The organism is Klebsiella sp. X13 (assembly GCF_003323835.1).
Classification (GTDB): Bacteria; Pseudomonadota; Gammaproteobacteria; order Enterobacterales; family Enterobacteriaceae; genus Klebsiella; species Klebsiella ornithinolytica.
Genome location: NZ_CP030874.1, coordinates 5117797 through 5131518, shown reverse-complemented (window position 1 = coordinate 5131518; position 13722 = coordinate 5117797). Strand labels below are relative to the sequence as shown.

9 protein-coding genes, 1 tRNA gene, 2 rRNA genes and 1 riboswitch are annotated in these 13722 nt (G+C 54.6%); of the genes, 9 read left to right on the top strand and 3 right to left on the bottom strand.

From position 1 onward, the window contains the following. Positions 1-53: 53 nt before the first annotated feature. A riboswitch (TPP riboswitch) is annotated at positions 54-167 on the bottom strand. Between the two features lie 53 nt (positions 168-220). Further along, the gene (locus DSD31_RS24480) at positions 221-718 is read right to left on the bottom strand and encodes an Rsd/AlgQ family anti-sigma factor (RefSeq protein WP_004118442.1); all 498 of its coding nucleotides are present in this window, start codon (positions 716-718) and stop codon (positions 221-223) included. 93 nt (positions 719-811) lie between these two features. Between DSD31_RS24480 and nudC the strand changes: the two genes are divergently transcribed. From nudC to DSD31_RS24450, 6 genes are all read left to right on the top strand, one after another. Next, positions 812-1585 (top strand): NAD(+) diphosphatase, encoded by a 774-nt coding sequence (gene nudC / locus DSD31_RS24475; protein WP_004118443.1) that lies wholly within the window; start codon positions 812-814, stop codon positions 1583-1585. A 39-nt stretch (positions 1586-1624) separates the two neighbouring features. Continuing rightward, positions 1625-2689 (top strand): uroporphyrinogen decarboxylase, encoded by a 1065-nt coding sequence (gene hemE, locus DSD31_RS24470; protein ID WP_004118444.1) that lies wholly within the window; start codon positions 1625-1627, stop codon positions 2687-2689. Between the two features lie 9 nt (positions 2690-2698). Next, entirely contained in the window at positions 2699-3370 is a 672-nt protein-coding gene (gene nfi, locus DSD31_RS24465; RefSeq protein ID WP_086817456.1) for a deoxyribonuclease V, read from the top strand. A gap of 42 nt (positions 3371-3412) precedes the next feature. After that, on the top strand, positions 3413-4003 hold the full coding sequence (locus DSD31_RS24460) for a YjaG family protein (protein ID WP_004118446.1): 591 nt from the start codon (positions 3413-3415) through the stop codon (positions 4001-4003). Positions 4004-4189: 186 nt separating this feature from the next. After that, positions 4190-4462 (top strand): nucleoid-associated protein HU-alpha, encoded by a 273-nt coding sequence (gene hupA, locus DSD31_RS24455; protein ID WP_004097675.1) that lies wholly within the window; start codon positions 4190-4192, stop codon positions 4460-4462. A gap of 12 nt (positions 4463-4474) precedes the next feature. Then, complete coding sequence (locus tag DSD31_RS24450; RefSeq protein ID WP_015585384.1) at positions 4475-5167, top strand: DUF1481 domain-containing protein; 693 nt, start codon at positions 4475-4477, stop codon at positions 5165-5167. A gap of 189 nt (positions 5168-5356) precedes the next feature. On the opposite strand, the gene purD is transcribed toward DSD31_RS24450, so the two are convergent. Continuing rightward, complete coding sequence (gene purD / locus DSD31_RS24445) at positions 5357-6646, bottom strand: phosphoribosylamine--glycine ligase (RefSeq protein WP_015585383.1); 1290 nt, start codon at positions 6644-6646, stop codon at positions 5357-5359. A gap of 15 nt (positions 6647-6661) precedes the next feature. Next, entirely contained in the window at positions 6662-8251 is a 1590-nt protein-coding gene (purH, locus tag DSD31_RS24440) for a bifunctional phosphoribosylaminoimidazolecarboxamide formyltransferase/IMP cyclohydrolase (protein WP_113991355.1), read from the bottom strand. A 614-nt stretch (positions 8252-8865) separates the two neighbouring features. Here purH and DSD31_RS24420 point away from each other — a divergent pair. The 3 genes from DSD31_RS24420 to DSD31_RS24410 all read left to right on the top strand — a co-directional run bounded on the left by DSD31_RS24420 (position 8866) and on the right by DSD31_RS24410 (position 13692). Next, a 16S ribosomal RNA gene (locus DSD31_RS24420) occupies positions 8866-10405 on the top strand. An 85-nt stretch (positions 10406-10490) separates the two neighbouring features. After that, positions 10491-10566 (top strand) — tRNA-Glu (locus DSD31_RS24415). 219 nt (positions 10567-10785) lie between these two features. After that, positions 10786-13692, top strand: a 23S ribosomal RNA gene (locus tag DSD31_RS24410). The 16S and 23S rRNA genes sit together here with 1 tRNA gene alongside, the layout of an rRNA operon. The last annotated feature ends 30 nt before the right edge of the window (positions 13693-13722 follow it).

The window sequence follows — 13722 nt, the reverse complement described above, 5'->3', positions numbered from 1 at the left end:
CAGACGACGGATGGAGTAACAGATGCGTTTAGTCCCTGAGGGACGGCCGCTCTTTGCAGTTTACTCTTGTTCCCTTCGCAGGTATTAGCCTGATCAGGTTCCGCGGATCCCGAATTAACGGTCTCAGCCTTTTCCAGTGTGGAAAATAGGCACTCCGACAAGATAACGCTCCCTCCGCAGAGGGAGAATGTCTGTAAATTACTCGTTAACGGTTCACAACTCAAGCAGTCGGCGCGATATTGTCGCTGACGTTGTCCCGCAGGTTGTACGAAATGGCGAGGGCGATCAGCTTATCTTCCAGCGCAAAGCGGGCTTCCAGCGCTTCGCCGATATCGGACAACGCCTGCTGGAACTCAAGATAATTATCATGATCGATAGCATTTTCGAGGCAGGAGTCGTAGTAATCCATAATTTGCTGGGTATTGGCTTCCAGCTGCGGATAGAGTCTGGTGGCCGCCAAAAGTGGCGTATCACCTTCCATTTCGCCAAGAATACGTTCATAAATACTAAAATGGCCGGAGGAGAGGTAATCCACCAGGCTTTGGCAAAAGCTATCCAGCGCCTTTTCGTTAAGCCGCATAAAGGATTCTTTTCCTGGTTTCAGGCCAACCAGCTTGTAGTAAGCGACGAGCAAATGCTTACGTACATGCAGCCAGCGATCGACCAGTTCATTACTGCCTCCAACACGTTCCGTTAGGTTTTCCAGCTGGTTTAACATGGTTGACTCCGCAAGATTAAGAAAATAACGTTGCTCACCAAAATGTAAATATAATGTTAAAAGTGCCAGTAAAACGAAGGTAGTGCAATAGATATGGATCGTATTATTGAAAAATTAGATCGCGGCTGGTGGATCGTCAGTCACGAACAAAAATTATGGTTACCCGACGGGGAATTACCACATGGCGAAGCGGTAAATTTCAATCTTGTCGGCCAGCACGCACTGCATATTGGCGAATGGCAAGGCGACGCGGTGTGGATGGTGCGCCAGGATCGTCGGCATGATATGGGATCGTTGCGTCAGTTATTGGATCAGGATCCGGGGCTGTTTCAACTGGCGGGACGCGGGATCCAGCTGGCCGAATTTTACCGCTCGCATAAATTCTGCGGCTACTGCGGGCATCCTATGCATCCCAGCAAAACCGAATGGGCGATGCTATGCAGCCACTGCCGCGAACGTTATTACCCGCAAATTGCGCCCTGCATGATCGTGGCGATTCGCCGGGACGATTCTATCTTGCTGGCACAGCATACCCGCCATCGCAATGGCGTACATACGGTGCTGGCCGGGTTTGTCGAAGTGGGAGAGACGCTGGAGCAGGCGGTTGCCCGCGAGGTGATGGAGGAGTGCGGTCTGAAGGTGAAAAATCTGCGCTACGTGACCTCCCAGCCGTGGCCGTTCCCGCAGTCGCTGATGACCGCATTTATGGCGGAATATGACAGCGGCGAGATTGTGATCGACAAGAAAGAGCTGCTGCAGGCTGGCTGGTATCGCTATGACGATTTACCGCTGCTGCCGCCGCCGGGTACCGTAGCGCGCCGCCTGATAGAAGACACCGTGGCAATGTGTCGGGCCGACGAGGAATGACGTGATACAATAACGGCCTGACGCTTAAGGAACTGCAAAATGACCGAACTGAAGAACGATCGTTATCTGCGTGCGCTGCTGCGCCAACCCGTTGATGTGACCCCGGTGTGGATGATGCGCCAGGCGGGCCGCTATTTACCGGAGTACAAAGCCACTCGTGCCCAGGCGGGCGACTTTATGTCGCTGTGTAAAAACGCCGAGCTGGCCTGCGAAGTCACATTGCAGCCGCTGCGCCGCTATGCGCTGGATGCGGCGATCCTCTTCTCGGACATTTTGACCATCCCTGACGCAATGGGGCTGGGGCTCTATTTCGAAACCGGCGAAGGCCCACGTTTCACCTCGACGATTACCTGCAAAGCCGATGTCGACAAACTGCCGGTGCCCGATCCGGAAGATGAGCTCGGTTACGTGATGAACGCCGTGCGGACGATTCGCCGCGAACTAAAAGGCGAGGTTCCGCTGATTGGTTTCTCCGGTAGCCCGTGGACGCTGGCGACCTATATGGTTGAAGGGGGCAGTAGCAAGGCCTTCACTGTGATCAAGAAAATGATGTATGCCGACCCGCAGGCGCTGCATGCGCTGCTCGAAAAGCTGGCCAAAAGCGTCACGCTGTACCTGAACGCGCAAATCAAAGCGGGCGCCCAGTCGGTGATGATTTTTGATACCTGGGGTGGCGTGCTGACCGGCCGCGATTATCAGCAGTTCTCGCTCTATTACATGCACAAAATCGTTGATGGCCTGCTGCGTGAAAACGAAGGCCGCCGCGTACCGGTGACCTTATTCACCAAAGGCGGCGGACAGTGGCTGGAAGCGATGGCCGAAACCGGCTGTGATGCGCTGGGTCTCGACTGGACCACCGATATCGCCGATGCGCGCCGCCGCGTCGGTCACAAAGTGGCGCTGCAGGGCAATATGGACCCTTCCATGCTCTATGCGCCTGCGGGCCGTATTGAAGAAGAAGTCGCGACCATACTGGCCGGCTTTGGTCAGGGAGAGGGCCATGTCTTCAACCTCGGTCATGGCATCCATCAGGATGTGAATCCTGAACACGCCGGCGTATTTGTAGAAGCGGTGCACCGGCTGTCGGCGCAATACCATCGCTAAGGAGCGAATATGGATCTGGCGTCGCTACGCGAACGGCAGCAGGAGCTGGCCGCGTTGGTCATTCGTGAGGATCGACTGGATCGGGATCCTCCCCGGCTGATCGGCGGTGCGGACGTTGGCTTCGAGCAAGAAGGTGAAGTGACGCGGGCGGCTATTGTGCTGCTCGCTTATCCATCTCTGGAACTGGTTGAGTATCAGGTGGCGCGCGTTGCCACCACCATGCCGTATATCCCCGGTTTTCTCTCCTTTCGTGAAACGCCCGCGCTGCTGGCGGCATGGCAGCAGCTCGCACAAAAACCAGACCTGCTCTTTGTCGATGGCCACGGGATTTCTCATCCCCGGCGCCTGGGCGTCGCCAGCCATTTTGGCCTGCTGGTGGATGTTCCGACCATTGGCGTGGCAAAAAAGCGCCTGTGCGGTCAGTTTATGCTGCCCGGCGATGAGCCGGGAGCGCTGGCGCCGCTGATGGATAAAAACGAGCAGCTGGCGTGGGTCTGGCGCAGCAAAGCGCGTTGCAACCCGCTGTTTGTCAGCACCGGTCACCGGGTGGCGCTCGATAGTGCGTTGACATGGGTTCAGCGCTGCATCAAGGGCTACCGCCTGCCGGAGCCTACGCGCTGGGCCGATGCGGTTGCCTCGCGGCGTCCGGCATTTGTGCGTTGGCAAGCAAATCACCGCTGATTCAGGTACACTGCGGCTAATTTCTGACTTCGAGAATTCATCATGTTACAAAACCCGATTCATCTGCGCCTGGAGAAGCTGGAAAGCTGGCAGCACGTCACCTTTATGGCCTGTTTGTGCGAGCGCATGTACCCCAATTACGCGATGTTCTGCCAGCAAACCGGATTTGCCGACGGCCAGCTGTATCGTCGTATCCTCGATCTGATTTGGGAAACTCTGACCGTCAAAGATGCGAAGGTGAATTTCGATAGCCAGCTGGAAAAACTGGAAGAGGCGATTCCGGTGGCCGACGACTATGATCTGTACGGCGTGTACCCGGCTATCGATGCCTGCGTTGCTCTGAGTGAACTGATTCATTCGCGTCTGAGCGGAGAAACGCTTGAGCACGCCATTGAGGTGAGCAAGAGTTCGATTACGACCGTCGCGATGCTGGAAATGACCCAGGCAGGTCGTGAAATGACCGATGAAGAGCTCAAAGAGAACCCGGCGGTTGAGCAAGAATGGGATATTCAGTGGGAAATTTTCCGCCTGCTGGCCGACTGTGAAGAACGCGATATTGAACTGATCAAAGGGCTGCGTGCAGACCTTCGTGAAGCCGGTGAGAGCAATATCGGTATAAATTTTCAGCAGTGAGACCAGAAAACGTGATTTACCGCCTGAATTGTAGCGTCTGAAGGCTTCCATTCCGCCCCCCGTCTGGTCTACATTTGGAGGGCGAAAAAAAGTGGCTATCGGTGCGTGTATGCAGGAGAGTGCTTTTCAGGCATTTCCGTCGCACTCGGTGCTTAGCAAGCGATAAACACATTGTAAGGATAACTTATGAACAAGACTCAACTGATTGATGTAATTGCGGACAAAGCTGACCTGTCCAAAGCACAGGCAAAAGCTGCCCTGGAATCTACCCTGGCTGCAATTACTGAGTCTCTGAAAGAAGGTGATGCTGTTCAACTGGTTGGTTTCGGTACCTTCAAAGTGAACCACCGCGCTGAGCGTACTGGCCGCAACCCGCAGACCGGTAACGAAATCAAAATTGCCGCTGCTAACGTGCCGGCGTTTGTTTCTGGTAAAGCACTGAAAGACGCAGTTAAGTAAGACCGCGTGGCAGTGTACAGTTTTAACGAAGGGGCCTTAAAGCCCCTTTTGTCTATCTGGCGTCGCGCATTGATGCTGGCAGGCGTCGTGCTGATCTCTGCCTGTAGCCATGATTCTTCTGTCCCACCTTTTACCGCCAGCGGGTATGCGGACAACCAGGGCGCGATGCGTATCTGGCGTCTGGACTCCAACGGCGAAGTGCATCTGCTTGCCGCCTTCAGCCCGTGGCGTCACGGCAACACTTCAACCAGCGAATACCGCTGGCAGGGCGACCGGCTCACGCTTATCGAACTCAACGTCTACGGCAAACCGACGGAACACATTCGCGCCCGTTTTGATGATCAGGGCGAACTGAGCTTTATGCAGCGCGAAGTGGACGGACAAAAACAGCAGCTTTCCAGCGATCAGGTGGCGCTTTACCGCTACCGGGCAACGCAGATTCGCCGGACCAGCGACGCATTGCGACAAGGGCGCGTTGTTCTGCGTCAGGGGCGCTGGCATGCCAACCAGACGGTGACGACCTGTGAAGGGCAAACCGTGAAGCCGGATCTGGATGCGCGGGCCTTAGCCCATATTGAACGCCGCCAGAATCACTCCTCCGTTGAGGTGAGCGTGGCGTGGCTGGAAGCCTCAGACGGCGCTCAGCTTTTGCTGGTGGCCAACGAAGACTTCTGTACCTGGCAGCCGCAGGAAAAAACCTTCTGACCTCCTGTCAGAGACGCTTTGCGCTATCGGCGCGGTTACCATTCCCTCTGTCCTCCTCCACCATACGCTTCTCTGAGGCGGGTAGCCGCACATCCTCCGTGACAGGTTGGCGGGCTGACGATAAAAAACGGGCGACTCCAGAATGAAGCCGCCCGTTAATGAGGCCTGTTATGAGGTTACGCTCAGACGCTAGCGTTGCTCGCGGGCAATAGCGCGCCAGCCGATATCGCTACGGCTGAAGCTTCCTTCCCAATGAATACCGGTCAGGAGTTCGTAGGCACGCTGCTGCGCCTGGGCTACGGTGTCGCCCAATGCCGTCACGCACAGTACGCGGCCGCCGTTAGTCACCACGCGCTGATCGTCGGCAAGCTTCGTCCCGGCATGGAAGACCTTGCCATCCACCGCTTCTTCCTGCGGCAGGCCGAAGATTTCGTCGCCGGTGGCGTAGTTGCCCGGATAGCCGCCTGCGGCAACCACCACGCCAAGCGAGGCGCGATCGTCCCACTCGGAGGTTTTCTCATCCAGCTTACCGTCACAGGCGGCGAGGCACAGCTCCACCATATCGGATTTCATACGCAGCATAATGGGCTGCGTTTCCGGATCGCCGAAACGGCAGTTGAACTCGATGACTTTTGGATTGCCCTGTTTGTCGATCATCAGACCGGCGTACAGGAAACCGGTATAGGTATTGCCTTCCGCCGCCATGCCTTTGACCGTTGGCCAAATGATGCGATCCATCGTGCGCTGATGCACCTCATCCGTGACCACCGGGGCGGGTGAGTAGGCGCCCATACCGCCGGTATTCGGACCGGTATCGCCATTGCCTACGCGTTTGTGGTCCTGGCTGGTGGCCATCGGCAGGACGTGCTCGCCGTCGACCATGACGATAAAGCTGGCTTCTTCACCATCGAGGAACTCTTCGATCACGATCCGATGACCCGCGTCGCCAAATGCGTTGCCGGCCAGCATATCCTGAACCGCTTCTTCCGCTTCTTGTAGCGTCATCGCGACAATCACGCCTTTACCGGCCGCCAGACCGTCCGCCTTGATAACAATCGGGGCGCCTTTTTCGCGCAGATAGGCCAGTGCCGGTTCGACTTCGGTGAAGTTCTGATATTCCGCGGTCGGAATGTTATGCCGCGCGAGGAAATCTTTGGTAAAGGCTTTTGAGCCTTCCAGCTGGGCGGCGCCTTCGGTCGGGCCGAAGATTTTCAGGCCCGCAGCGCGGAATGCATCGACAATGCCAATCACCAGCGGCGCTTCCGGGCCGACGATGGTCAGATCGATCTTTTCGCGCTGTGCAAAGTCCAGCAGCGCCGGAATATCGGTCACGCCGATATTCACGTTTTGCAGCGCAGGCTCCAGGGCGGTGCCGGCGTTACCCGGCGCCACGTAGACGGTGTCGACCAGCGGAGACTGTGCCGCCTTCCATCCCAGCGCGTGCTCGCGGCCGCCGTTGCCAATCACTAATACTTTCATGTTCTGCTCCGTGAATTAATGGCGGAAGTGACGCATGTCGGTGAAGATCATCGCAATGCCGTGTTCGTCAGCTGCGGCAATGACTTCATCGTCACGGATAGAACCGCCAGGCTGGATAACACAGGTAATGCCCACTGCAGCAGCAGCGTCGATACCGTCACGGAACGGGAAGAAGGCGTCAGAAGCCATTGCCGAGCCTTTCACTTCCAGACCTTCATCGCCCGCTTTGATACCGGCAATTTTCGCCGAGTAAACGCGGCTCATCTGGCCTGCACCTATCCCGATGGTCATGTTCTCTTTTGCATAGACAATCGCGTTGGATTTCACGAACTTCGCCACTTTCCAGCAGAACAGCGCGTCGCGCAGTTCCTGCTCGGTAGGCTGGCGTTTCGTCACGACGCGCAGATCGCTCTCGGTGACCATGCCCAGGTCGCGATCCTGAACCAGCAGGCCGCCGTTAACGCGTTTGAAATCGAGACCCGGGACGCGTGCCGCCCACTCGCCGCAGGTCAGAACGCGGACGTTCTGCTTGGCCGCCGTCACCTTCAGGGCCTCTTCGCTGGCGGATGGGGCAATGATCACTTCAACAAACTGGCGAGAAATGATGGCCTGTGCGGTTTCCGCATCCAGTTCACGGTTGAAGGCGATAATGCCGCCGAATGCGGAGGTCGGGTCGGTTTTGTAGGCGCGATCGTAAGCATCCAGAATTGAAGTGCTGACTGCGACGCCGCACGGGTTGGCGTGTTTGACAATCACGCAGGCCGGTTCGCTGAACTCTTTCACGCACTCCAGCGCCGCATCGGTATCGGCGATGTTGTTATAAGAAAGGGCTTTGCCTTGAACCTGAGTGGCGGTCGCAACCGACGCCTCTTTAATGTCTTCTTCTATATAGAAGGCAGCCTGCTGATGGCTGTTCTCGCCGTAGCGCATATCCTGCTTCTTAATGAAGTTCAGGTTCAGCGTACGCGGGAAGCGGCCGGAGGCTTCCTGAGTCTCACCATGATAGGCCGGAACCATGCTGCCGAAGTAGTTGGCAATCATGCTGTCGTAGGCAGCGGTGTGTTCGAAAGCTTTAATGGCGAGATCGAAGCGGGTTTCCAGAGTCAGGGAACCGTCGTTAGCATCCATCTCTTTAATAATGGCGTGGTAGTCATGGCTCTTCACGACGATAGCCACGTCTTTATGGTTCTTGGCCGCGGAGCGCACCATGGTCGGGCCGCCGATATCGATATTTTCTACCGCATCTTCCAGCGAACACCCTTCGCGGGCGACGGTCTGGGCAAACGGATAAAGGTTAACAACAACCATATCGATAGGAGAGATCGCGTGCTGGACCATGATCTCATCATCCTGGCCGCGACGGCCGAGAATACCGCCGTGTACTTTTGGATGCAGGGTCTTAACGCGTCCATCCATCATTTCCGGGAAACCGGTGTAGTCAGAGACTTCGGTTACCGGCAGACCTTTCTCAGCCAGCAGGCGTGCGGTACCACCCGTAGACAGTAGCTCAACACCACGAGCGGAAAGAGCCTGCGCGAATTCGACGATACCGGCCTTGTCAGAAACACTGAGCAGAGCGCGGCGGACTGGACGACGTTGTTGCATGGTATTAAATCCCCAGGATTTGAACATTACAGAGAGCGTTAGGTGAGTTTTTGTCGAAAAACTCACCTAACGCACCCAACCGGGCATCCTTGTCATAGCGCGGCATTGTAACGAAAACGTTTGCGCAACGCTCGCGAATTTTTATCTTTCTCTTTTTTGCCGCTCTCTTCTCTATATAGAAGGGGCTTTTGACGGACTTTATCAGGTAAGAAGGGGCGCGATCTGTGGATAATTCTGTGTGTAACAGGGTATAAAGCGGGGTTTTGCTGGGGAATGCAGCAGTCAGTCATTTTTCTGCAATTTTTCTATTGCGGGCGCTCGAGAACTCCCTATAATGCGCCTCCATCGACACGGAACAACGGCAAACAAGCCGCCGGGTTGAAAGAGAAAACTTCTGAAAAACGAGGTTGACTCTGAAAGAGGAAAGCGTAATATACGCCACCTCGCGACAGAGCGCTCAGCGCCGTCGCACTGCTCTTTAACAATTTATCAGACAATCTGTGTGGGCACTCAAAGTGACATGGATTCTTAACGTCCTCGGACGAAAAATGAATACCAAGTCTCTGAGTGAACACGTAATTCATTACGAAGTTTAATTCACGAGCATCAAACTTAAATTGAAGAGTTTGATCATGGCTCAGATTGAACGCTGGCGGCAGGCCTAACACATGCAAGTCGAGCGGTAGCACAGAGAGCTTGCTCTCGGGTGACGAGCGGCGGACGGGTGAGTAATGTCTGGGAAACTGCCTGATGGAGGGGGATAACTACTGGAAACGGTAGCTAATACCGCATAACGTCGCAAGACCAAAGTGGGGGACCTTCGGGCCTCATGCCATCAGATGTGCCCAGATGGGATTAGCTAGTAGGTGGGGTAATGGCTCACCTAGGCGACGATCCCTAGCTGGTCTGAGAGGATGACCAGCCACACTGGAACTGAGACACGGTCCAGACTCCTACGGGAGGCAGCAGTGGGGAATATTGCACAATGGGCGCAAGCCTGATGCAGCCATGCCGCGTGTATGAAGAAGGCCTTCGGGTTGTAAAGTACTTTCAGCGAGGAGGAAGGCATTAAGGTTAATAACCTTAGTGATTGACGTTACTCGCAGAAGAAGCACCGGCTAACTCCGTGCCAGCAGCCGCGGTAATACGGAGGGTGCAAGCGTTAATCGGAATTACTGGGCGTAAAGCGCACGCAGGCGGTCTGTTAAGTCAGATGTGAAATCCCCGGGCTCAACCTGGGAACTGCATTTGAAACTGGCAGGCTTGAGTCTTGTAGAGGGGGGTAGAATTCCAGGTGTAGCGGTGAAATGCGTAGAGATCTGGAGGAATACCGGTGGCGAAGGCGGCCCCCTGGACAAAGACTGACGCTCAGGTGCGAAAGCGTGGGGAGCAAACAGGATTAGATACCCTGGTAGTCCACGCTGTAAACGATGTCGACTTGGAGGTTGTTCCCTTGAGGAGTGGCTTCCGGAGCTAACGCGTTAAGTCGACCGCCTGGGGAGTACGGCCGCAAGGTTAAAACTCAAATGAATTGACGGGGGCCCGCACAAGCGGTGGAGCATGTGGTTTAATTCGATGCAACGCGAAGAACCTTACCTACTCTTGACATCCAGAGAACTTAGCAGAGATGCTTTGGTGCCTTCGGGAACTCTGAGACAGGTGCTGCATGGCTGTCGTCAGCTCGTGTTGTGAAATGTTGGGTTAAGTCCCGCAACGAGCGCAACCCTTATCCTTTGTTGCCAGCGGTCCGGCCGGGAACTCAAAGGAGACTGCCAGTGATAAACTGGAGGAAGGTGGGGATGACGTCAAGTCATCATGGCCCTTACGAGTAGGGCTACACACGTGCTACAATGGCATATACAAAGAGAAGCGACCTCGCGAGAGCAAGCGGACCTCATAAAGTATGTCGTAGTCCGGATTGGAGTCTGCAACTCGACTCCATGAAGTCGGAATCGCTAGTAATCGTAGATCAGAATGCTACGGTGAATACGTTCCCGGGCCTTGTACACACCGCCCGTCACACCATGGGAGTGGGTTGCAAAAGAAGTAGGTAGCTTAACCTTCGGGAGGGCGCTTACCACTTTGTGATTCATGACTGGGGTGAAGTCGTAACAAGGTAACCGTAGGGGAACCTGCGGTTGGATCACCTCCTTACCTGAAAGAACCTGCCTTTGTAGTGCTCACACAGATTGTCTGATGAAAAGTAAATAGCAAGGCGTCTTGCGATTGAGACTTCAGTGTCCCCTTCGTCTAGAGGCCCAGGACACCGCCCTTTCACGGCGGTAACAGGGGTTCGAATCCCCTAGGGGACGCCACTTGCTGGTTCGTGAGTGAAAGTCGCCGACCTCCATATCTCAAAACTGATTCTCAGGAATCACGTTTGAGATATTTGCTCTTTAAAAATCTGGATCAAGCTGAAAATTGAAACGACACACTGTTTCCTTTCTCCGTAATAAGAGAGGAAAAAGCGGTGTGTTCGAGTCTCTCAAATTTTCGCAACGCGGACTGTTTTACGAAACAGCTTCGGGTTGTGAGGTTAAGCGACTAAGCGTACACGGTGGATGCCCTGGCAGTCAGAGGCGATGAAGGACGTGCTAATCTGCGATAAGCGTCGGTAAGGTGATATGAACCGTTATAACCGGCGATTTCCGAATGGGGAAACCCAGTGTGTTTCGACACACTATCGTTAAGTGAATACATAGCTTAACGAAGCGAACCGGGGGAACTGAAACATCTAAGTACCCCGAGGAAAAGAAATCAACCGAGATTCCCCCAGTAGCGGCGAGCGAACGGGGAGGAGCCCAGAGTCTGAATCAGCGCGTGTGTTAGTGGAACGGTCTGGAAAGTCCGGCGGTACAGGGTGATAGCCCCGTACACTAAAATGCACACGTTGTGAACTCGAAGAGTAGGGCGGGACACGTGGTATCCTGTCTGAATATGGGGGGACCATCCTCCAAGGCTAAATACTCCTGACTGACCGATAGTGAACCAGTACCGTGAGGGAAAGGCGAAAAGAACCCCGGCGAGGGGAGTGAAAAAGAACCTGAAACCGTGTACGTACAAGCAGTGGGAGCCTACTTGTTAGGTGACTGCGTACCTTTTGTATAATGGGTCAGCGACTTATATTCTGTAGCAAGGTTAACCGTATAGGGGAGCCGCAGGGAAACCGAGTCTTAACTGGGCGTTAAGTTGCAGGGTATAGACCCGAAACCCGGTGATCTAGCCATGGGCAGGTTGAAGGTTGGGTAACACTAACTGGAGGACCGAACCGACTAATGTTGAAAAATTAGCGGATGACTTGTGGCTGGGGGTGAAAGGCCAATCAAACCGGGAGATAGCTGGTTCTCCCCGAAAGCTATTTAGGTAGCGCCTCGTGAATTCATCTTCGGGGGTAGAGCACTGTTTCGGCTAGGGGGTCATCCCGACTTACCAACCCGATGCAAACTACGAATACCGAAGAATGTTATCACGGGAGACACACGGCGGGTGCTAACGTCCGTCGTGAAGAGGGAAACAACCCAGACCGCCAGCTAAGGTCCCAAAGTCATGGTTAAGTGGGAAACGATGTGGGAAGGCACAGACAGCCAGGATGTTGGCTTAGAAGCAGCCATCATTTAAAGAAAGCGTAATAGCTCACTGGTCGAGTCGGCCTGCGCGGAAGATGTAACGGGGCTAAACCATGCACCGAAGCTGCGGCAGCGACACTATGTGTTGTTGGGTAGGGGAGCGTTCTGTAAGCCGTTGAAGGTGGCCTGTGAGGGTTGCTGGAGGTATCAGAAGTGCGAATGCTGACATAAGTAACGATAAAGCGGGTGAAAAGCCCGCTCGCCGGAAGACCAAGGGTTCCTGTCCAACGTTAATCGGGGCAGGGTGAGTCGACCCCTAAGGCGAGGCCGAAAGGCGTAGTCGATGGGAAACAGGTTAATATTCCTGTACTCGGTGTTACTGCGAAGGGGGGACGGAGAAGGCTATGTTAGCCGGGCGACGGTTGTCCCGGTTTAAGCATGTAGGCGGAACGATTAGGTAAATCCGGTCGTTTATTCAACGCTGAGGTGTGACGACGAGGCACTACGGTGCTGAAGTAACAAATGCCCTGCTTCCAGGAAAAGCCTCTAAGCATCAGGTAACAACGAATCGTACCCCAAACCGACACAGGTGGTCAGGTAGAGAATACCAAGGCGCTTGAGAGAACTCGGGTGAAGGAACTAGGCAAAATGGTGCCGTAACTTCGGGAGAAGGCACGCTGATGGTAGGTGAAGCGACTTGCTCGTGGAGCTGAAATCAGTCGAAGATACCAGCTGGCTGCAACTGTTTATTAAAAACACAGCACTGTGCAAACACGAAAGTGGACGTATACGGTGTGACGCCTGCCCGGTGCCGGAAGGTTAATTGATGGGGTTATCCGTAAGGAGAAGCTCTTGATCGAAGCCCCGGTAAACGGCGGCCGTAACTATAACGGTCCTAAGGTAGCGAAATTCCTTGTCGGGTAAGTTCCGACCTGCACGAATGGCGTAATGATGGCCAGGCTGTCTCCACCCGAGACTCAGTGAAATTGAACTCGCTGTGAAGATGCAGTGTACCCGCGGCAAGACGGAAAGACCCCGTGAACCTTTACTATAGCTTGACACTGAACATTGAGCCTTGATGTGTAGGATAGGTGGGAGGCTTTGAAGTGTGGACGCCAGTCTGCATGGAGCCAACCTTGAAATACCACCCTTTAATGTTTGATGTTCTAACGTAGACCCGTGATCCGGGTTGCGGACAGTGTCTGGTGGGTAGTTTGACTGGGGCGGTCTCCTCCCAAAGAGTAACGGAGGAGCACGAAGGTTAGCTAATCCTGGTCGGACATCAGGAGGTTAGTGCAATGGCATAAGCTAGCTTGACTGCGAGCGTGACGGCGCGAGCAGGTGCGAAAGCAGGTCATAGTGATCCGGTGGTTCTGAATGGAAGGGCCATCGCTCAACGGATAAAAGGTACTCCGGGGATAACAGGCTGATACCGCCCAAGAGTTCATATCGACGGCGGTGTTTGGCACCTCGATGTCGGCTCATCACATCCTGGGGCTGAAGTAGGTCCCAAGGGTATGGCTGTTCGCCATTTAAAGTGGTACGCGAGCTGGGTTTAGAACGTCGTGAGACAGTTCGGTCCCTATCTGCCGTGGGCGCTGGAGAATTGAGGGGGGCTGCTCCTAGTACGAGAGGACCGGAGTGGACGCATCACTGGTGTTCGGGTTGTCATGCCAATGGCATTGCCCGGTAGCTAAATGCGGAAAAGATAAGTGCTGAAAGCATCTAAGCACGAAACTTGCCCCGAGATGAGTTCTCCCTGACTCCTTGAGAGTCCTGAAGGAACGTTGAAGACGACGACGTTGATAGGTCGGGTGTGTAAGCGTAGCGATACGTTGAGCTAACCGATACTAATGAACCGTGAGGCTTAACCTTACAACGCCGAAGCTGTTTTGGCGAAGAGAC